This is a genomic window from Micromonospora salmantinae, from assembly GCF_022230905.1.
In the GTDB taxonomy this organism is placed as follows: Bacteria; Actinomycetota; Actinomycetes; order Mycobacteriales; family Micromonosporaceae; genus Micromonospora; species Micromonospora salmantinae.
This window is the reverse complement of sequence record NZ_JAKKFG010000012.1, coordinates 307,878-327,959: the sequence shown is the minus strand read 5'-3', so window position 1 is coordinate 327,959 and position 20,082 is coordinate 307,878. Positions and strand designations below refer to the sequence as shown.

Sequence of the window (20,082 nt, the reverse complement as noted above, 5' to 3'; positions counted from 1 at the left end):
CGTCGCGCGCCGGCCGTGACGCGGCGTTTCAGCCGACCGGCGTCGGGAAGCCCCGCCCGTGCTCGGACTGGAGCCGGAGCATGGCGTGCTCGACCACAGTCACCAGCACCTGCTTGACCGAGTCCCGCTGCCGGGCGTCGGTCATCACCAGCGGCACCTGCGGCGAGATGGCCAGCGCCTCGCGGACCTCCTCGGCCTCGTACTGCGGTGCGCCGTCGAACTTGTTCAGCGCCACCACGTACGGCAGGTTGCGGTTCTCGAAGTAGTCCAGCGGGGCGAAGGCGTCGGTGATCCGGCGGGTGTCCACCAGCACGGCGGCACCCACCGCCCCACGGATGATCTCGTCCCACATGAACCAGAACCGAGTCTGACCCGGTGTACCGAATAGGTACAGGATCAGGTCCTGGGCCATGGTGATCCGGCCGAAGTCCATGGCGACCGTGGTGGTCTCCTTGCCCGGCACCTTGGACGGATCGTCGATGCCGACACCCGCCGCGGTCATCAACGCCTCTGTGGTCAGCGGTGTGATCTCGGAGATCGCCCCGACCAGTGTCGTCTTACCGACGCCGAAGCCGCCCGCGACGACGATCTTCGCGGAGACGATTCCCCGGCCCGGCCGCCCCCCTGCGGGGTCATAGCCTGCGAAGTCCACTTAGCACCCTTCCAAGCAGTTCCATCCGCTCCTCGAACCCCTCGGCGGGAGCAGCAGTGTGTAACGTCAGCAGGCTCTCGGCCACCATGTCGGCGACCAACACCCGGGCGACGCCCAGCGGCATCCGGGTATACGCGGCGATCTCCGCCAGCGACTGTGCTCGGCCCTCACAGACCGTGGCGATGCGGTGCTTGTCGTGCCCGGCGAAGCGGGACTCGGCGACCTGGGTGGGAGAGGCGGTCAGGACGGCCTCGAGGGCGATGTCCTGCCGGGGCTCGGTACGACCACGGGTGACCGCGTACGGACGCACCAGCGCGCCACGCGGGTCAGCGCGTCGTTGGTCCATTCCCGATCACCTCCTCGTCCCCTGCTGAGCCGGACTGTGCCGCCTCCCGTCCCTGGTCCGGCGCTCGGAATGAGCGCCGCCTTCCGGTGCTAAGAGCGCACCGCGTCGCGCGGCAGCGGCACCAGCGCGGCACCCACCCGCTCGACCAGCAGCGCCATCTCGTAGCCCACCTGGCCCACGTCGCAGCTGCGCGCGGCCAGCACGGCCATCGAGGAGCCGTCGCTGATCGACATCAGGAAGAGATACCCGCTGTCCATCTCGATGACTGTCTGCAACACCCCGCCCGCGCTGAACATCCGGGCCGCGCCCTCGGTCAGGCTCACCACCCCGGAGGTGATCGCGGCGAGCTGGTCCGCCCGGTCCCCCGGCAGATCCCGGGAGGACGCGAGCAGCAGCCCGTCTGCGGACACCGCCACCACGTGGGCGATGCCCGCCACGCTGTCGGCGAAGTTGGTGAGCAGCCAACCCATGTCCTGCATGGCAGCTGGCCTGTTCATCGGCTCTCCTTGGTCGAGGTGCTGTTCAGGTCCGTTCCGGCCGTCCGACCGCGCTGCACACCGCGGTGGTAGGCCGACAGCAGACCACGTACTTCATCCGGGGTCCGCCGGCTGCGGTCCCGGCCGCTCTTCGGTTCGATGCCACCCGGCACGAGCTGCTGCTGCGGCACCCGCTTGGGCAATCCGGAGCGGGTGGTCCCGGCGGGAGCCGGCTCGGCAGCCCGACTGGCCCGGGACCAGCCTTCGTCCGCCGCCGTACGCCATGCGCCCGGGTCGGGTGCGGGGGCGGGGGCGGGTGCGGCCGGAGCCGTCCGGGCGGCCGGGGGCGGGGCGTACGTCGGCGGCGCCGACGGCCGCGCCCCGAAACCGTCCATGCTGGCGCCGAGGCCGTCGGCGCCCGGGGTGGCCGTCCCGTCGGTGCCGGAGCTGCCCGGGGTACGGGTCGGCAGTTTCGGTCGGGCCGGCGACGCGGCCGGCACCGACCCGGCGCTCGGCTGGCCGCCGTTGCCGGTGCGCAGGCCGGCGTCGGCCGCTGCGGTGGTGGCGGGCGCGGGCGGCTCGTCGAAGTTGGGCCGGGTGAAGATCGCGGTGGCGTCGTCGCCGTGCGACCGGAACCAGACCGCCTCCATCTCCCGGAAGATCGGGGCCTCGGCCGGGAAGTCGGGCCGGGTGCTGACCGGTGCGGCGGGCACCGACGGAACGGCCGGCGGTGCCACAGCGCCCGGCCCGGCGACCGGCCCGACCGGGAGGCCGTGGGCGCCACGCCCATCAGCGGTCTCCGGGGTGTCCGGGGTGGTGCCACGCCGGGGCAGCGGGTCGACGGTCGGGTAGGCCACTGTCGGGCTGCCCAGCGAGGCGCCCGCGCCGTTGCTGTAGGCCGGCCGGGCCGGCGGGAGCGGGGCGGCGGGTGCGGGGGCGGCGGGGGCCGGCGGCATCGTCGAGCGCGGGCCGGTGTAGCCACCCGCCTGTACGGCCGGGGTGGTGTCCCGCGAGTCCAGCGGCGACTGCCACTGGGCGGGTGCCGGCGGGCTGGTCCGCCACTGGTCGGGCAACGTCGCCGCGGTCGTCGCGGCACCGGCGAACTGCTCGGCGTGGCCGGCCGGGGTGAGCGGCGCCTGCTCCACGGCCATCGGCTGACGCGGGCGGGTGAGCACCTGCTCGCGGCCCCGGTTGCTGGGCAGCACCACTGTGGCGGCGGGCAACGTCACCTGGGCGACGGTGCCGCCCTCGACGTTGCGGCGCAACTCGACCCGGATGCCGTAGCGGGAGGCGAGTCGGCTCACCACGGCCAGACCCATCAGTCGGAACGCGGCGACGTCCACGCTCGGTGGGGCGGCCAGCCGCCGGTTGAGCGAGTCGAGCTGGTCGTCGGTGAGGCCAAGCCCGCGGTCCTCGATCTGGATCAGCACGTAGTCGCGGATCCGGCGACCGTCGGCGACCACAGTGGTGTTCGGTGGCGAGAACCGGGTGGCGTTGTCGAGCAGCTCGGCGACGAGGCGTACCACGTCGTTGACCGCGTGCGCGGCCACCTCGATGTCGGTGTCCACGGTGCCGAACTCGATGCGGTTGTAGAGCTCCACCTCGGACTGGGCGGCGCGCAGCACATCCACCACCAGCGCGTTGTCGTGACGCGGTGCGGCGGAGTCGGCGCCGGCCAGGACCAGCAGATTCTCGTCGTTGCGGCGCATTCGAGTGGCCAGGTGGTCCAGTTCGAAAAGCTGCGCCAGCCGCTTCGGGTCCTCCTCGCCGCGCTCGATCGCGTCCAGCTCGCCGATCATCCGGTCGACCAGGGTCTGACTACGGCGGGCCAGGTTGAGGAACATCGCCGAGACGCTGGTACGCAGTGCCGCCTGCTCGGCGGCGACCCGCACCGCCTCCCGGTGTACGACGTTGAAGGCCAGCGCCACCTGACCGACCTCGTCGCGGGTGTTCAGCTGGATGGGGTCCCGGACCTGGCGGACGATCTCGTCCACCCCGCCGTCACCCACACTGCCCATGTTCTGCAGCCGCTGCACGGCGTCGGGCAGGTCGTGGTTGGCCACCGAGAGGGCACCCTCACGCAGTCGGCGCAGCGAGTGGTTGAGCGAGCGGGCCAGCACCACGGCGAGCGACACGGCGATGATCAGGGTCAGCAGCACCAGGATCGACTCGACCACTGCCTGCCGGATGACGTCCGAGCGGGCCTGGTCGGCCTGCTGGAGCAGTCGGTCCTGCAGTTGGATCTCGGCCCAGCGCATCAGGTCGTTCACGGCGCCGATCGCCGCCGTGGCGTCCTGTGCGGTGACCAGCGGGCGCTGCCCGACCGAGCGGGTGATGTCGGCGGCCACCCGGTCGGCCAGGCCGACCGCGTCGCCGGAGACGGTGCTGTCGACCAGGGCGCGCTGCACCGGGTCGGCGGCCAGCGAGAAGGCGACCAGGGCCTCCTGCTGACCGGTCAACGTTGCCACGAAGGAGGAGAACTGCTCCGAGTCGAGCTGGCCGGCCGTCAGCGCGGTGAAGGCGACGGCCTGTTCCTCGGCGACGGAAGCCTTGGCGCGGGCGAAGGCGGCGACCGCGCGGCGGCTGTCCGCCAGGCTCTCGGCGCCGGGCAGCTGGGCCAGGCCGTCACCGTACGAGACCAGGTCGGTGAGAATGACTCCGTAGCGGAGCACCGCCTCGGCGACCGCCATCTGCCGGCGGTCCAGCACCTCCTGACGGGTGCCGTCCAGGGTGGCCAGGTGATCGTCGATGGCGGCCAGCCGGTCCCGCAGGGCGGCCGGCACGTCGCCGATCCGGCCCCGCTCGGCGCGGTACTCGTCCACCTGCTGCTGCGTCTGGCGGACCCGCAGGTTGTACGCGTCGGCCGGCTGCTGCGGAGCGGCCAGGTAGGCGGCCGCTGCCATTCGTTCGGCCTGGAGGTCCTGGGTGAGAGCGCTGACGTCGACGGAGAGGGCCGTCAGTGACCGGGCCCGGGTGGCGTCGAACGCGCCCTCGCCGACCGAGATCAGGCGGACCGTGGCCAGCGCGATCACCGCCGCCACCGGGACGACCAGAATCAACGCCAACTTGGACCGGATCCGGGCGTCACGCAGTCTCGGCATCCGTCGGCGCGCAGGCCGACCGCTGTCGCCGAGCGTGGGCAGGGTCGTCGGTCCGGTGCTCACGACATCGCCTCCGTCGTTTCTTCCCCGCCTGAGCCGCCGAGCCATGCCGTAAGCGGAGGGGACCACGCGCGGCACGGCCGCGATTTCATCAGAGATGATCGTGTTTGGGAAGCCGCAGTGAGGTAGGAAACGGTCGGACGGAGCGCATCCCGTGATCCGGGCAACTGATACCTTCATTTCCGCAAGCCCCTGAACAGGGCATGTAACTCCAGAGTGGTCACGCGTGTATGCAAAGTGAGCTTTTGCAAACATTGCGTTACCCCAGCATGTGGGATGGCCGTCCCGAAAATGCTGCCGGGGTCCGCGCTTGACCACAGCGCCGGCCATTGGCAAGGTTTTGCAGGCTTCGCGCACACCGTACGGCAGAGGAGATCCCGTCCTCCACTGAGGACGGATTAGCGGCGGTGACCGGGCAGCGCCCGCGCCCGCACCTGGAGGACTGAGTTGAGCCCCATCCGCTCCGCGACCATCGCGGCGCTCGCATCGGCCGTAGTGGCCACCACGCTCACCGGCTGCCAGTTTGGCGAGGCGGAACAGGACACGAGTCCGATCGTGATCGCTGCCGATCTCGAACTCTCCGGCGCCGCAGCCACTGTTGGCCGGACATACCAGCGCGCCCTCAAACTCAAGGTCGATCAGTTGAACGCCTCCGGTGCACTGAACGGCCGGAAGATCGACCTGAAGGTGAAGGACAACCGTTCCGACTCGGCCGAGTCACTTCGCAACATCGTCGACTTCAGCAGCGATTCGAAGGTCAGCGCCATCATCATGGGCGGCTGCAACGAATGCGCGGTCGGAGCGGTCGGGACCATCAACGAGAAGCGGATTCCCACCATTGCGCTAGCCGCTTCCGGCGCGATCGCCGCGCCGGCCGCTGAACGGCGCTACGTGTTCAAGCTGGGCCCCAACGCCCCGGACAGCGCCGCCGCCCTGACCGCTGAGCTACGCCGCAACAACATCCGGAAGGTGGGGATGCTGGTCAGCGACGACGACTACGGCCAGGAGGGCGCGACCGCGCTCAAGAGCGAGCTGGACAAGGCCAGGATCACGCTCCGACAGCAGCGGATCAAGACCACCGACACCGACGTCAGCCAGCAGGTCCAGCAGCTCGCGTCGGGCAAGCCCGACGCGATGGTCTTCTGGACCCCGCCGGAGCAGGCGACACTGGCCGCCACCAGCGTGCAGCAGACCATCTTCCGTGGGTCGATCTACTTCGACGCGGCAGCGGCCGGGGACCTCTTCCTCGGGGCGGCGGCCAAGGCGACCGAGAAGGCCACGCTGATCTTCACGCAGACCATGGTGATCGACGACGTGATCGCGACCACGCCGGCCAAGGCGGCGCGGCGGCAGTGGTTCCAGGACTACACCGCCCGCTTCGGTGGCTACAACGGGTCCTCGTCGTTCGCCGCGGACGCCGTCCAGCTGATCGCCGACGCCGAACTGCGCGCCGGTGGTGAGATCGGGAAGGTGGACCGCAACGGCATCCGGGACGTGCTGGAGACGTCCCAGATGGACGGCCTCTCCGGCCCGATCCGCATGACGCCGGACAACCACAGCGGCCTGATGCCGCAGGCGCTCACCACGCTTGTCGCCCGCAATGGTCGTTGGCGGTTGGCGGGGTAGACGCTGGGGCCTTTCATCTGGCGGGTTCGTCGGGGTGCCGGGTGGGGGGGTGTGGCCGACCGTGCCCGGCTCCGGGCGGTCAGGCTTGATCCCTCCGCCGGGCACGGTAGGCCACACCCTTTGTGCCAGCAGCGTCGATGGAAAGGGCCGGCCTCCTGAGTGGGAGGCCGGCCCTTCACGTTTCCTAGTTCTGCTGGGTTAGCGGCTGCTGGTGGTTTCTCGTACCCAGGGGAGGGCGAACCGCTCGATCAGCAGGAGCGCCGAGTAGAGCAGGATGCTCACCAGCGCCACCAGCATGATCGCCGCCCAGGCGGTGGCGGCGTCGCCGATGCCGGCGTACTGCGTGATGACATAGCCGAGGCCGCTCTCGCCGGCCTGGAACTCACCGATCACCGCGCCGATCGCGGCCAGTGGCATGGCCACCTTGAGCCCGACGAAGATCTGCGGCAGCGCGGCCGGGAAACGCACCTTGCGGAACGCCTGCCAGCGGGAGGCGTTCCAGGACCGCACCAGTTCGGCCAGGTCGGCCGGCGTGGTGGTCAACCCGGTCGCGGTGGAGAGCACGATCGGGAAGAAGCAGAGCAGGAACACCATGGTCAGGATCGGCTTCTGGCCCCAGCCGAGCGCCACCACCAGCAGCGGGCCCAGCGTGATCTTCGGCACCGCGTTCACCGCGACCAGCAGCGGCGTGAACATCCGCTCCACAGTGCGGGAGCTGGCCAGGGAGAGTCCGATCAGCACACCGGCGGCCACCGAGAGGGCGAAGCCGATCAGGATCTCCAGCGTGGTGTCCCAGGTGTGCTCCAGCATCTGGGCGGGCTTCTCGACGAACGCGCTGAGCACGTCGCCGGGCGGCGGCAGGGCGACAGGGTGGACCAGCTCCAGCCGGGCGATCAGCCACCACGCCGCCAGCGCGACCAGGATGCCGACCGCGGGCAGCGCCGCTCCAGCCCCGGCCCGAAGACCGGCACCTCGACCCGCGCGCCCCGCGTCGGGGCCGGCACTCGGCGGCGCGGGTTCCGCCACCGCCGGGTCCGCTGACCGGACGTCGGTCATCTCTGTCCTCCTCGAAATCCCACGGCCCGCCGGGGGCCGACGAGCGACGGGGGTACGTCCCACCGGGATCGGCGGGACGTACCCCCGGCTGACGACCGGACGATCAGGCCTTCGGCGCGAGGCTGAAGTCGATGATCTGCTCGGGGGTGATGTTCTGCTTCAGCGCGCCGGCGCCCTGCAGAATGGCGATGCTCTTGGCGACCCGACCGCTGTCCAGGGTGCCGATCGCGGTGCCGGTGTTGCCGGAACGGACGTACGCGGCCATCAGCTCCAGCTCCGCGGCGGCGGAGACCGGGTTGGTGGCGTCGACGTTCTTCTTCAGGATGTCGGCGGCCTCCTTGGAGTTCGCCAGGCTGTACTCCAGGCCCTTGAGCAGCGCCGCGGTGAACTTCTTCACCATCTCGGGCTTCTCCTTGGCGATCTTCGAGGAAGTGATCAGCACGTTGCCGTAGAGGTCCTGCATCACGTTGCTGTACGGCAGCATGACGGCCTTCTTCTTGGCCACCGCCTCGATGGTCGGCTGACCGACGACGAACTGACCGATGCCGTCCACCGAGCCGGAGGCCAGCGTGCCGATCAGGTTCTGCGCCTCACCGTTGACCCAGGTCACCTTGGTCGCGTCCACCCCGGCGAGCCGGGCGTACGTCGGGAAGAGGTTGCGGACCACGGACCCGGGGGTGTCGGCGAGCTTCTTGCCTTCCAGGTCCTTCGGCGAGCTGATGTTCTTGCCCTCGACGGTGGCGATGCCCGCCATGGTGCGCTGCTGGATCGCGGCCACCGCGGTGAAGTCCTTCGCCTGGCCGTTGCCGAGCTGGAGCAGACCGCCGGTGAGGTCGATCGGGCCGAAGTCGGCCTGGCCGCCGACGACGGTCTGGATCACGCCACCGGTGCCCTGGCCAGCCTTGATCTCGACGTCGAAGCCGGCTTCCTTGAAGAAGCCCTTGTCCTTCGCCACCCAGGCGTAGGAGTCACGGCCGAAGTTACCGAACGAGGTGAGGTAGGTCACCTTCTCCAGCGTCTTGCCGTCGCCGCCCTTGGCATCGTCGGCCGAATCCGACCCGCTGCTGCAGGCGGAGACAAGGGCGAGGGCGGTGGCCAGCGCGGCCGTAGCGACCGTACGGGTCAGCCTTCTCATCAGTGCACCATGTCCTTTCCGACCGGGGCCGGCAGGCCACCGGAGGGGGTTGTCGCGACGGGCCGGCGGGAGGGGTGGAAGCCGGGCGCCGCCGTCGTGGGGGGACTCTTCGCGGGCACAGCGTACGAGAAACCCACAGTTGCGACGCCAGGCGTATCGGGTTGCGGAACGGATACAACCTGACGACCACCCCAGCCGGTGTCATACCTCAACGGAGCAGTTAGCCTTTGTCGGATTCCTGACCGTCCACTCAGCGGAGGTACGCCGGAGATGATCCGACTGTCCGGGGTGTCCCGTACCTTCGAGGGCCGGTCCGGCCGGGTGGAGGCGCTGCGCGGCATCAACCTCGACGTCGCCGAGGGCGAGTTCGTCGCCGTGCTCGGCCGCTCCGGCTGCGGCAAGTCCACACTGCTGCGGCTCATCGCCGGGCTGCTCCCGCTGAGTGCCGGTGAGATCACCGTCGCCGGTACGCCGATCGCCCGCCCCCGCCAGGACATCGCCATGCTGTTCCAGAAGCCGGCGCTGCTGCCCTGGCGCACCGTGCTGGACAACGTCCTGCTGCCCGTGGAGATCTTCGGCTGGAACCGCGCCAAGCACCGGGAGCGGGCCCGGCAACTGCTCGACGTGGCCGGGTTGGCCGGCTTCGAGAAGCGGTTGCCGCACGAACTCTCCGGCGGCATGCAGCAGCGGGTGTCGCTGTGCCGGTCGTTGATCGGTGAGCCCCGGGTGATGCTGATGGACGAGCCGTTCTCCGCGCTGGACGCGCTCACCCGCGAGGAACTCTCCGGCGAACTCCAGCGGGTGCACATGGAGAACAAGCCGACCATCGTCTTCGTCACCCACTCGATCGACGAGGCGGTGCTGCTCGCCGACCGGGTGGTCGTGCTGAGCCCCCGCCCCGGCCGGATCCGCAAGGTCGTCGACGTGACCATCCCCCGGCCCCGCACCCTGGGCCGCAACGCCCACCTGGCCGACGTCGCCCAGGTCAGCGCCGACCTGCACGAACTGCTGATGGAACGCGAACAGCCGGCCACCGCCGGCGCGGAAGGACACTGACCATGCGGGTGTCGGTCTTCACCGAGCCGAACCGTGGTGCCAGCTACGACACCCAGCTCCGGTTCGCGCGGCTGGTCGAGGCCTGCGGCTACGAGGGCTTTCTCCGCGCCGACCACTACCAGTCGATGGGCGCCGACCCGGGCCTGCCCGGCCCCACGGACGCCTGGCTGACCCTCGCCGCGCTGGCCCGGGAAACCGAGCGGATCCGACTCGGCACCCTGGTGACGTCGGCCACGTTCCGCCTGCCCGGCCCTCTCGCGATGATGGTCGCGCAGGTCGACCAGATGAGCGGTGGCCGGGTCGACCTCGGCATCGGCGCCGGCTGGTACGAGCGTGAGCACACCTCGTACGGAATCCCGTTCCCGGCGGTCGGCGAGCGCTTCGACCGGCTGGCCGAGCAGCTCGAGGTGATCACCGGGTTGTGGGCAACCCCGCCCGGCGAGACGTACAGCTTCACCGGCGACCACTACCGGCTGGTGGACGCTCCCGCCCTGCCCAAGCCGGTGCAGGTGCCCGGCCCGCCGATCATCGTGGGCGGGCGTGGCCCCAAGCGCACACCCGAACTGGCCGCCCGGTACGCCGACGAGTTCAACATGCCGTTCAAGTCCGTGGCCGCCACCGCAGAGGCGTACGACCGAGTGCGCGAGACGTGTGAGCGCACCGGACGGACGGAGTCCGGGCGCGCCCCGTTGGTGCTGTCCGCCGGGATCGTCGTCGCCATCGGCCGGACCGACGCGGAGGCCCAGCGTCGGGCCGCGCCCCTGCACGAGAAGAGCGCGCTGCCACCGGAGGACCCGGTGGTCGGCTCCCCCGCGCAGCTCGCGCAGCGACTCGGCGAGTTCGCCGCGATCGGCACCACCCGGGTCCACCTGCGCCTGATCGACTTCGATGATCTCGACCACCTCGAGCTGATCGCCGCCGAGGTGCTGCCCCAACTGGACGGAGCACGATGACCGACGTGATCGACGGAACCGAACTCGGACCGGTGGGTCAGGAGATCGTGTACGAGAACGACCGGGTCCGGGTCTGGCACATCCGCCTCGAGCCGGGCGAGCGGCAACCGCTGCACCGGCACGACCACCCCTACCTGGTGGTGGCGATCGAGGGCGCCAAGAACGTCGTACAGACCATCGACGGCACCCGGATCGACGCCGACGAGCCCACCGGCGGGGTCGTCTACCGGGACCCGGGCGCGGTGCACATGCTGACCAATGTCGGGGATACGACTTACCTCGCACGGCTGGTCGAACTCAAGTAGACCCGCCGATGGCCACCGGCGTGCCTCGCGGCGCGCCGGTGGCGATCGGGTGTACCAGGTGCGTAACGTGCCGGACATGGCCTTTCGGACCTGGGGCAGACTGCTGCTCACGGCGCTCGGGGTGAGCGTGCTGGCCGGAGCCGGCCAGCTCGGCGTCGCGTACGGTTTCGGCATCGTCCGCCTGACCGGCGCATTCACCGGTACGACAGTCAACCAGTGGCCGGCCCAGCTCGTCTGGGTGGGCTGGTTCGCCGCGAACGCAGCCGTCGCCGGCGCCGTCCTGACCGGACGCCTCGCTCGCCGCGACGCCCCGGCGGCCGGCACCGGCCGGCAGTTGGCCGTCGGTGGCGCGGCAGCGCTCGGCGCCACAGTCATCGCCCCGCTCTGCATGCAGCCCGCCCGCGCCGCGGAGCTGATCTCCGTTGACCCGGTCTGGGCGGTGGGCATCTGCGCCATGGTCGGTGCGGTGATCGGGGCGGGCGCGGCGATCGCCGTCCTGTTCCGGCCCGAGCTGGGATGGAACATGGCGGCCGTGGCCGGCGTGGTCTGGCTGCTGGCGCTGATCTCCGTCCTACCGTCGCTCGGCACGGCCGGCCCACTGCCGACCGTCCGGCTCGGCGTACTGGAGCCGAGCTGGCTCGACGACGCCGCCGCACAGCGGCTGGCGCTGCTCCTGCTGCCCATCGTGGCGCTGCTGGCCGGCGCGGCGACCGCCGGGCTGGCTCGCTGGCGGGGCCAGGCTCCGCTGGTCAGCGGGGCCACCGGGCTGGCCGGTCCGGTGCTGGTGGCGTTCGCCTACCTGACCGCCGGTCCGGGTGACGCGGTGGACCGCTACCAGACCGCCCCCTACTACGGCTCGTTGATCGCGATCCTCGCCGGAGCGCTCGGCGCGGCGGCCGCCGCGCTGCTGCGCTGGCCGACGGGCACCCGTACCGCCGATCCGCAGGCGATCGAGCCCACCGCCATCCTGCGCCCGCTGCCCGCCGGCCCGGCACTGCCCGGCGCGGCGAACGACCGGAACAGCGCGGCGAACGACCGGAACAGCGCGGCGAACGACCGGGACAGCGCCGAGCGCACCGACACGGAGACGACAAACGCCGAGCTGGCCACCAGCACGAAGCCCGCCGGCGTCGTTGCGGGTCCGGGGGCGACGGGCGACCCCGATGCCGTACGCACCGTCCCGGCCCACTGGGACTGGCCGGAGACCACCGCGAGCGGACAGCACGGCCCGGGCCCCGCCACTGCGACTCCTGCCGCACCGACTCCCGCCGCTCCCACTCAGCCCGCCGCCTGGCTGACCGCGCCGACCGGTGAGTTCACCGCCGCAGGGCAGACGCCCCCGCGCCAGGATGAGGTCCTGGCCACTACCGAGCCCTCCGCCGGCACCGACGTCAGCATCGTCACCGGTGTCACCGCGACCGGCACCACGGCCGGACGCGCCGACGCCGCGACCCCGACGGGCGGCCGCGCGGTCGACGAGCCGACCGGCAGCACCGCGACGGACACGACCGGCAGCACCGCGACGGACACGACCGGCAGCACCGCGACGGACACGAGCGGCAGCACGGCGACCAGCGGCAGGCCGACCGGTGGGCGCCCCACCCGCAAGTCCGCCGCCACCCCGAGTGGCACCGGCGCAGCCGGTTCCGGCACGACCGGCACGGAGGCGAGCAGCGCGGGCACGGCCGACCACGGCACGCCCGAGGCGCCGCTGACGATCAAGCCGCGACGCGGCCGTAAGTCGAAAGCCAACCCGGACGCCACCGCCTCCGACGTGGCTGACGACACGTCCCCTGCCGGTTCGGCAACAACCAGCGAGACGACCACTCGCGGGACTACCACCGACGCAACCACCAGCGAGACGACCACCGGCCGCGCCGCGAAGGGCACCCGGCCGGGCAGGTCCGCCGACAGCACCGCCTCCGACGCGGCCACCGACGCTCCGGCACCCAGCCGGGGAAGCCCGGGTGAGCGGTCGAGTTCGACCTCCGAGGTCACCTCGGCTGCTGCCTCCGGCACGGCAGCAGCCCGGACCACCGCTACCGGCGCGAAGCGAGCACCCGCCACCGGCTCGAAGCGAGCACCGGCTGCCTCGACGACCGCCAAAACCGGCGCGACACAGGTGCCCGCCAGCCCGGAGTCCCCCACCACGCCAACCGACGCCACCCAGACCCCGACCACCGGAGCCGGAGCCGGGACGACACCAGCACCGGCCACCGCAACCGGCGCGACGCGAGCAGCGGCGGCGGCGAGCACCGCGGCCGGCCAGGTTGGCGCGGAAGCCAACCCGCTCGCCCCGAGGGCCGACACGGGCAGCAAGGCAGCACCGGCCGACATGACCTCCCCGACCAGCGATTCCGCAACAGCCGGGGCTCGTGACACCGACAGCGCGCGGCCCACCGCCGAGGACGTTTCCGCCGCCGGGTTGTTCGGGGCAACCGCCGCCAATGACCCGGACACGGACCGGTGGACGCCCGCACCGTCGGCCTGGCCGGTCACCTCGACGTGGACGGTGCCACCGCAGGCCTCCGAGCCGGAGGCGACGGCAGCGGATGGGTCGAGCAGGCCCGACGCGCCGACCGGGCCGACGCCCAGGTCCCGGCATCGGGCACCATTACCGGATCTGAGCAGGGCCGGCACCTGGAACGCGTTCGACACCTCTCGGCGCCGCGGGTCGGCGGAATCGCAGGACAGCTCGACGGCACGGACAGCGCCGACCGAAGCCGGCGAGACGACCACTCCGGTCGGAAACCCGGCTCCGACGGAGTTCCCGGGCACGGTGGGCGCGCCCTCCGGTGCCGCCGCCACCAGCGACAGCGCCGCCGGTACCGGCGATCTGACGCCTACCGACACCACGTCGGCAACGCCGACGGGTCCGAAGGTGGCAGAGCAGCCCTCCCGGCGAGGGCGGCTCGGGGGGCTGTTCCGCCGCAACCGGTCCCGCGCCGACGAGGAGAGCCCGAAGACGTCGGACGAAGCCGAGCCGCTGGCGTCCCAGGACGAGGAATTCGTCGACTGGGTCGCCGGTCTGAGCAAGCCGGTGTCGGACAACGAGCCCGAGCAGGAGAACGGCCGCCGGTCGTTGCGCTCCACCGGTCGACACCACCGCGAATGACCCACCGCGACTGACTCCACCACCCAGCGCACCGACACACCCAACCAGTCGCTTTGTCGACACCCCCTGCACCGGCCCACGCGGACCGTCCCGACGTCGCTCACAACGCCGGGACGGCCCAGCCTGGAAGGGTCAGGCGAGTGGTAGGTAGACCCGGCTCCCGCCGGAGACGAACTCCTCCGACTTGTCCTTCATGCCGCGCGCGGCGTACTCCTTGAGCTCTTGGGTGATCTTCATGGAGCAGAACTTCGGGCCACACATCGAGCAGAAGTGCGCGGTCTTCGCCGGCTCCGCGGGCAGGGTCGCGTCGTGGTACGAGCGCGCCGTCTCCGGGTCCAGCGAGAGGTTGAACTGATCCTCCCAGCGGAACTCGAACCGCGCCTTCGACAGGGCGTCGTCCCAGGCCTGCGCGCCGGGGTGCCCCTTGGCCAGGTCCGCCGCGTGTGCCGCGATCTTGTACGCGATCACGCCCGCCTTCACGTCGTCCCGGTCCGGCAGGCCGAGGTGCTCCTTCGGCGTGACGTAGCAGAGCATCGCGGTGCCGAACATGCCGATCATCGCGGCGCCGATCGCCGAGGTGATGTGGTCGTACGCGGGCGCGATGTCGGTGGTCAGCGGACCGAGCGTGTAGAAGGGCGCCTCGTGGCACCACTCCTGCTGAAGGTCCACGTTCTCCTTGATCTTGTGCATCGGTACGTGACCGGGGCCCTCGATCATCACCTGGACGTCGTACGCCCAGGCGATCTTCGTCAGCTCACCGAGGGTGCGCAGCTCGGCGAACTGCGCCTCGTCGTTGGCGTCGGCGATCGACCCGGGGCGCAGCCCGTCGCCGAGGGAGAACGTCACGTCGTAGCGCGCGAGCAGCGCGCACAGTTCCTCGAAGTTGGTGTAGAGGAAGTTCTCCTCGTGGTGCGCCAGGCACCACGCCGCCATGATCGAACCGCCGCGGGACACGATCCCGGTCACCCGGTCCACTGCCAGCGGCACGTACGGCAGGAGCACCCCGGCGTGCACAGTCATGTAGTCCACGCCCTGCTCGGCCTGCTCGATCACGGTTTCCCGGAACACCTCCCAGCTCAACTTCACCGGGTCGCCGCCGACCTTCTCCAACGCCTGGTAGATCGGCACCGTTCCGATCGGCACCGGCGAGTTCCGCACGATCGCCTCACGGGTCTCGTGGATCCGCTTGCCCGTGGACAGGTCCATCACGGTGTCCGCGCCCCAGCGGGTGGCCCAGGTCAGCTTCTCCACCTCCTCCGCGACCGACGAGCTGACCGCCGAGGTGCCGATGTTGGCGTTCACCTTGACCAGGAACGCCTTACCGATGATCGCCGGCTCGCACTCCGGGTGGTTGACGTTGAGTGGGAGCACCGCCCGACCGGCGGCGATCTCGGCCCGCACGAGTTCCGGTTCGACGTTCTCCCGGATCGCCACGAACTCCATCTCCGGCGTCACCACACCGGCCCGCGCGTACGCGAGCTGGGTGGGCCGACGACCGTCCACCCCGGCGAGTGGCGTGCCCGCACCCCGCACCGGGGCCACGTCACCCCGCTCGGCGATCCACGGCCCGCGCAGCGGCGGCAGCCCCACCTCCGGGTCCGAACCAGGACCGGACGTGTCGTAGAGCCGCACCGGCGGCAGGTCCCCGGTCAGCCCCACCTCCGCGAACGGCACCCGGACATCCGGCCGCGAACCCTCGACGTACACCTTGCCTCGTGCGTGCATGACAGCCTCCCTGGTGATCAAGCGGACCAGCCGAAGTGGTTCAGCGGCCCACGTCCCGCGCCCAGCTCCCAGCCCCGCGCGCCGGTCAGCGCACGGAGCACGTACTCCTTGGCGGCCCCCACGGCGGCCGGCACCGGGTCACCCATACCGAGCCGCACCGCGATCGCCGCCGAGAACGAGCACCCGGTGCCGTGGGTGTGCCGGGTGGTCACCCGGGGTGCGCGCAACACTGTGGTGACTCCGCCGCCGTGCAGCACGTCGACCGCCTCGCCCCCGTCCAGGTCACCGCCCGTGACCACCACGAACTCCGGGCCACCGGCCACCAGGGCCTCGGCGGCCACGACCATCGCGGCCACGTCGTCCACCGGGCGTCCGGTGATCGCCGCGGCCTCCGCGCAGTTCGGGGTCGCCACAGTGGCGTACGGCAGCAGCCGCTCCACCGCACCCACCACGCCGAGCCGGTGACCGCTCGTGGCGACGAGCACCGGGTCGACGACGAGTTGAGGCAGCCGGCCGTCCCGGGCGGCCTCGGCCACCACGTCCGCGATCGCCGGGGTGCCGAGCATCCCGGTCTTCACGGCGCACACTGTGAAATCCGTGAGCACGCTTTCCAGCTGCTCGATGACAGTGCGCGGGGGCAGCGGCAACACCGCGTCGACACCCCGGGTGTTCTGCGCGGTGACCGCCGTGAGGACGCTGGTGCCGTACGCGCCCAGCGCGGCGAAGACCTTGAGGTCGGCCTGGATGCCTGCGCCGCCGCCGGAGTCCGAGCCGGCGATGGTCAGCAGTGTTCGCGGGGTCATTTTCCCTCGTCTTTGGTTGCGGTTGAGGACCTGGGTGACCCCGTGCCGGGTTTTGAGAGCTTGGGGGTGACCGCCTTTTTGAAGGCGCTGGTCAGACTCGTCGCTGTCTCGGTGGGATCCGTGGCCCGCATAATCCCGCCGAGCACCGCTACCCCGACGGCTCCCGCCTTGACGCAGGCGGTTACCTGTTCTGGTGTCTCGACTCCGCCGAGGGCGAGCAGGGGTACCGGGCTGGCGCGGACCAGGCTGCCCAGCCCCGCAACACCAAATGGTGGGCCGTAGCCCGGTTTTGTCTTTGTGGGCCAGATTGGGGAGATGGTGGCGTAGTGCTCGGTGGTCAGGCGGTTCAGCTCGGTTGCGTCGTGGCAGGAGCGGCCGACCAGAGGGTGGGTCGGTGGCGGGTACGGGCCGGCGGCGGGCAGGTGCACGGCGTCGCCGCCAAGCGGGTCGGGGCCGGCCACGATGAGGGTTCCGCCGACGTCGGCGAGGATCGCGCGCAGGTCGGCGGCGAGGGCGGCGCGTTCGGCGCGGGGCAGGTCCTTCTCCCGCAGCACCACCCAGCGCACTCCCCCGGCAACGGCTCCCGCGATAACCCGCTCAAGCCCCCGGGAAGCGGCCAGCCGATCGGTCAGGACGACAACCCCCGACGGGATCTTGGAAAGAACAGGCCCCTCCAGGGGCAGATTGCTTCCAAGATCCGTGGGCGGCACCAAGCCGGTCACAGCTCGGGTCTTCCCTCGTCGGGGGTGGAGGCGAGCGCGTGGAAGCGGCGCTCGATCCGGCCGGCCTGGGCCGCCAGCCGGCCCGCCTCCACCGCGTACCGCATCGCGGTGGCCATCGCCACCGGGTCGGCCGCCCGGGTGACAGCGCTCGCCAGCAGCACCCCGTCACAGCCCAGCTCCATGGCCAGCGCCGCGTCGGACGCGGTGCCGATGCCGGCGTCGAGGATCACCGGCACGTCCACACCCTGCCGGATGAGTCGAATGTGGTGCGGGTTGCCGATGCCGAGCCCCGAGCCGATCGGGGAGCCGGCCGGCATCACCGCGGCGCAGCCCACATCGGCGAGGCGGCGGGCGAGCACCGGGTCGTCGCTGGTGTACGGCAGCACCGTGAAGCCGTCGGCGACCAACTCCTCGGCGGCGCGGAGCAGCTCCACCCCGTCGGGCAGCAGCGTCCGCTCGTCGCCGATCACCTCCAGCTTGACCCAGTCGGTGTCGAACGCGTCCCGGGCCAACCGGGCCACCTTTGTCGCCTCGGTGGCGGTGTGGCAGCCGGCGGTGTTCGGCAGCAGGCGTACGCCGCACCGGTCCAGCAGTTCCAGCAGCCCACCGGTGGAGCCCGGCGCCGTGCCCACCCGGCGCAGCGCCAGGGTGACCAGCTCGGTGCCGGACGCCCGGATCGCCTGCTCCAGGACGTGCAGGTTCACGGCGCCGCCGGTGCCGAGGATCAGCCGTGAGGTGAAGGTCTCTCCACCCAGTTCGAACGGCACGCCGCTCACCCGCCCTGCGCCGCGGTGAGCACCTCGACCCGGTCACCGTCGCGCAGTGCCCGGGCCGGCCAGCCGGTCCGGGGCACCACCTCGCCGTTGACAGCGACCGCCACCCCACGTGGGTGCGGCACGATGTCGCGGACCAGGTCCGCCACTGACGCGCCGGCGGCGACGCTGCGCCCGGCCCCGTTCACCGTCAACTCCACAGGTCCCCCTCCATCGTCGGTTCAGGTCCGCCCGACGCGGCCACCGCGGCACCGCCGAAGCGGTCGGCCCGGAAGGGCGCGAGCAGCGGGTCGGGTACGCCGCCGAGCACCAGGTCGGCGATCAGGTCGGCGGTGATCGGGGTGAGCACGATGCCGTGCCGGTGGTGCCCGGTGGCGGCCAGGACGTCCGGTCGGTCGGGCAGCGGCCCGAGGATCGGCGCGTTGTCCGGGGTGCCCGGGCGTAGCCCGGCGACCGCCTCGACCAGGTCGTACTCGGCCAGCTCGGGCAGCAGGTCGACCCCGGCGCGCAGCAGCCGTTGCACAGCGCCGGCGGTGACAGTGGTGTCCGAGCGCTCCTCGACAGTCGCGCCGAGCACTACCTCACCGTCGGCGCGGGGCACCAGGTAGACGTGCTCGCCGTCGGCGTACCCCCGGATCACGTGCCGGAAGCCCGGCGCGACGCCGTCGGGCGCGCGCAGCCGGAGGATCTGGCCCTTCACCGGCCGCACCGGCAGGCCGGTGAGCGCGGCGGCCCCGCAGCCGGCGGCGACAACGGTTACCGGTGCGTCCACATCGGACAAACTCCGGACCGGCTGCGGCACGAGCGCCGCGCCGGCCCGCTGCGCGGCCGTGCGCAGCGCCGGCACCAGCAGCCGGGGGTCGACCTGATGGTCGGTGGGCGCGAGCGCGCCGCCGCGCACCCGTGGGGCGAGCGCCGGTTCGCGGTCGCGCAGCTCGCTGGGGCGCAGCGGCGTCACGGGCAGGCCCAACCCCTGCTGGTACGCCCACAGCCGGCGCGCCTCGGCCAGGTCGTCGCCGGTGAGCCCGACCATCAGGGTGCCATCGGTCCGGTAGCCGATCTCGGCTCCGGTCGTCTCGGTCAACTCGGCGGCGAACGCCGGCCAGCGGGCGGCGGACGCCAGCAGCAACCCGGTCAGCTGCCGCTCGCCGAAGTACGCCTCGGCGACCGGGGAGAGCATGCCGGCTGCCACCGCCGACGCCCCCGAGCCGGGCGCCGGATCGTGCACCACCACCCGCAGCCCGCGCGCGGCGCAACGCCAGGCGATCGCCAGCCCGATCGGCCCCGCACCCACCACTGCCACGTCCGGCCGGACCCGGTCGCTCGACGGCGGTGACGGGAACCGGCCGGTCAGCACGTCAGGGCCTCGATCAGCTCGGCGGTTGCCCGTGCCGGGTCGGCGGCGGCGGAGACGGCACCGACCACCGCCACCCCGTACGCCCCGGCGGCCCGCAGCGCCGGCACCCGGGCGGCGGTCACTCCGCCGATCGCGATGACCGGGACGTCGACGGCGTCGACGACGGCGCGTACCCCGGCGGGCCCGATGGGGTCCGGCAGGCCGGTCTTGGTGCTGGTGGTGTGACACGGCCCGACGCCCAGGTAGCTGGCGCCCGCCGCGACGGCCTCGCGCGCCGGGCCCGGCGCGCGAGCGGTGGCGCCCAGTACACCGGTGGGGCCGAGCACCCGGCGGGCGGCGGCGACCGGCAGGTCGTCGGCGCCGACGTGCCCACCGGCGGCGCCCACCGCCAGCGCCACGTGCAACCGGTCGTTGACCAGGCAGGTCGCCCGGTACGACGCGCAGAGCGCGAGCACCCGCCGGGTCAGGTCGTACGCCTCGCGGTCGGTGGCGGAATCCTCGACCCGGACCTGCACCACCAGATCGGCGTGGGCCACTGTGAGGGCGGCGCGAACCACGGCGAGTGGGTCGCGACCCGGTCGGGTGTCGGTGATGAGATGCAATCGCCCCAGGGACGGCACGGCAACGCTCCTCCCTGCGCCGGCATTACCCGGATCAGGTTCGACGGTCGGGGGCTGTCAGCCCCCCTCTCAGCCCGGTACACCGGGCTCCCGTGGGTTACTTGCGTGTCACCGTACGACAGATCCGCCGGCCTGCCAAGGCGCGGGGTCGGCGGTGGCCGGCCGGCGGGCCGCGTCAAAACGAGCGAGATCCAATGGGGC

General features: G+C 72.0%; 18 protein-coding genes and 1 riboswitch. Of the genes, 5 read left to right on the top strand and 13 right to left on the bottom strand.

Annotated elements, in window-relative coordinates; all coding sequences use genetic code 11:
* Positions 1-28 precede the first annotated feature (28 nt).
* From PSH03_RS12105 to PSH03_RS12090, 4 genes are all read right to left on the bottom strand, one after another.
* Entirely contained in the window at positions 29-652 is a 624-nt protein-coding gene (locus tag PSH03_RS12105; protein ID WP_030329978.1) for a GTP-binding protein, read from the bottom strand.
* Positions 633-998, bottom strand: coding sequence for a DUF742 domain-containing protein (locus tag PSH03_RS12100; RefSeq protein ID WP_007465174.1), 366 nt, complete (start codon positions 996-998; stop codon positions 633-635). The genes PSH03_RS12105 and PSH03_RS12100 overlap by 20 nt, the downstream gene beginning before the upstream one ends.
* A gap of 89 nt (positions 999-1,087) precedes the next feature.
* Positions 1,088-1,495: a roadblock/LC7 domain-containing protein gene (locus PSH03_RS12095; RefSeq protein WP_007465177.1), complete on the bottom strand. Its 408-nt coding sequence runs from the start codon at positions 1,493-1,495 to the stop codon at positions 1,088-1,090.
* On the bottom strand, positions 1,492-4,638 hold the full coding sequence (locus PSH03_RS12090; protein ID WP_238689139.1) for a sensor histidine kinase: 3,147 nt from the start codon (positions 4,636-4,638) through the stop codon (positions 1,492-1,494). Before PSH03_RS12090 ends, PSH03_RS12095 begins: the two co-directional genes overlap by 4 nt.
* Positions 4,639-5,082: 444 nt before the next feature.
* Between PSH03_RS12090 and PSH03_RS12085 the strand changes: the two genes are divergently transcribed.
* Positions 5,083-6,261, top strand: coding sequence for an ABC transporter substrate-binding protein (locus tag PSH03_RS12085; RefSeq protein WP_210784143.1), 1,179 nt, complete (start codon positions 5,083-5,085; stop codon positions 6,259-6,261).
* Between the two features lie 198 nt (positions 6,262-6,459).
* Here PSH03_RS12085 and PSH03_RS12080 read toward each other — a convergent pair whose 3' ends face one another.
* Positions 6,460-7,317 carry an ABC transporter permease gene (locus PSH03_RS12080; protein WP_238689138.1) on the bottom strand — a complete coding sequence of 286 codons (858 nt, stop codon included), beginning with the start codon at positions 7,315-7,317 and terminating at the stop codon, positions 6,460-6,462.
* A gap of 103 nt (positions 7,318-7,420) precedes the next feature.
* Positions 7,421-8,452, bottom strand: a complete 1,032-nt coding sequence (locus tag PSH03_RS12075) for an ABC transporter substrate-binding protein (protein ID WP_210784141.1) — start codon at positions 8,450-8,452, stop codon at positions 7,421-7,423.
* A 270-nt stretch (positions 8,453-8,722) separates the two neighbouring features.
* Between PSH03_RS12075 and PSH03_RS12070 the strand changes: the two genes are divergently transcribed.
* From PSH03_RS12070 to PSH03_RS12055, 4 genes are all read left to right on the top strand, one after another.
* Positions 8,723-9,508 (top strand): ABC transporter ATP-binding protein, encoded by a 786-nt coding sequence (locus PSH03_RS12070; RefSeq protein ID WP_210784140.1) that lies wholly within the window; start codon positions 8,723-8,725, stop codon positions 9,506-9,508.
* 2 nt (positions 9,509-9,510) lie between these two features.
* Entirely contained in the window at positions 9,511-10,461 is a 951-nt protein-coding gene (locus tag PSH03_RS12065) for an LLM class F420-dependent oxidoreductase (RefSeq protein WP_238689137.1), read from the top strand.
* On the top strand, positions 10,458-10,766 hold the full coding sequence (locus tag PSH03_RS12060) for a cupin domain-containing protein (protein ID WP_007465195.1): 309 nt from the start codon (positions 10,458-10,460) through the stop codon (positions 10,764-10,766). The genes PSH03_RS12065 and PSH03_RS12060 overlap by 4 nt, the downstream gene beginning before the upstream one ends.
* Before the next feature lie 76 nt (positions 10,767-10,842).
* Positions 10,843-13,881 (top strand): hypothetical protein, encoded by a 3,039-nt coding sequence (locus tag PSH03_RS12055; RefSeq protein ID WP_238689136.1) that lies wholly within the window; start codon positions 10,843-10,845, stop codon positions 13,879-13,881.
* 132 nt (positions 13,882-14,013) lie between these two features.
* Here the strand turns inward: PSH03_RS12055 and thiC are convergent, their stop codons facing one another.
* From thiC to thiE, 7 genes are all read right to left on the bottom strand, one after another.
* Complete coding sequence (gene thiC / locus PSH03_RS12050) at positions 14,014-15,606, bottom strand: phosphomethylpyrimidine synthase ThiC (RefSeq protein WP_112601253.1); 1,593 nt, start codon at positions 15,604-15,606, stop codon at positions 14,014-14,016.
* 17 nt (positions 15,607-15,623) lie between these two features.
* Positions 15,624-16,409, bottom strand: coding sequence for a bifunctional hydroxymethylpyrimidine kinase/phosphomethylpyrimidine kinase (gene thiD / locus PSH03_RS12045; protein WP_238689135.1), 786 nt, complete (start codon positions 16,407-16,409; stop codon positions 15,624-15,626).
* Positions 16,406-17,062, bottom strand: coding sequence for a thiamine phosphate synthase (locus PSH03_RS12040; protein ID WP_238689186.1), 657 nt, complete (start codon positions 17,060-17,062; stop codon positions 16,406-16,408). The genes thiD and PSH03_RS12040 overlap by 4 nt, the downstream gene beginning before the upstream one ends.
* Before the next feature lie 65 nt (positions 17,063-17,127).
* On the bottom strand, positions 17,128-17,907 hold the full coding sequence (locus PSH03_RS12035) for a thiazole synthase (RefSeq protein ID WP_238689134.1): 780 nt from the start codon (positions 17,905-17,907) through the stop codon (positions 17,128-17,130).
* Positions 17,904-18,104: a sulfur carrier protein ThiS gene (gene thiS, locus PSH03_RS12030; RefSeq protein WP_210784135.1), complete on the bottom strand. Its 201-nt coding sequence runs from the start codon at positions 18,102-18,104 to the stop codon at positions 17,904-17,906. Before thiS ends, PSH03_RS12035 begins: the two co-directional genes overlap by 4 nt.
* Complete coding sequence (thiO, locus tag PSH03_RS12025; protein WP_372494743.1) at positions 18,095-19,261, bottom strand: glycine oxidase ThiO; 1,167 nt, start codon at positions 19,259-19,261, stop codon at positions 18,095-18,097. The genes thiS and thiO overlap by 10 nt, the downstream gene beginning before the upstream one ends.
* The gene (gene thiE, locus PSH03_RS12020) at positions 19,255-19,881 is read right to left on the bottom strand and encodes a thiamine phosphate synthase (RefSeq protein WP_145790326.1); all 627 of its coding nucleotides are present in this window, start codon (positions 19,879-19,881) and stop codon (positions 19,255-19,257) included. The genes thiO and thiE overlap by 7 nt, the downstream gene beginning before the upstream one ends.
* Positions 19,876-19,985, bottom strand: a riboswitch (TPP riboswitch). Its footprint overlaps the gene before it by 6 nt.
* Positions 19,986-20,082: the final 97 nt, after the last annotated feature.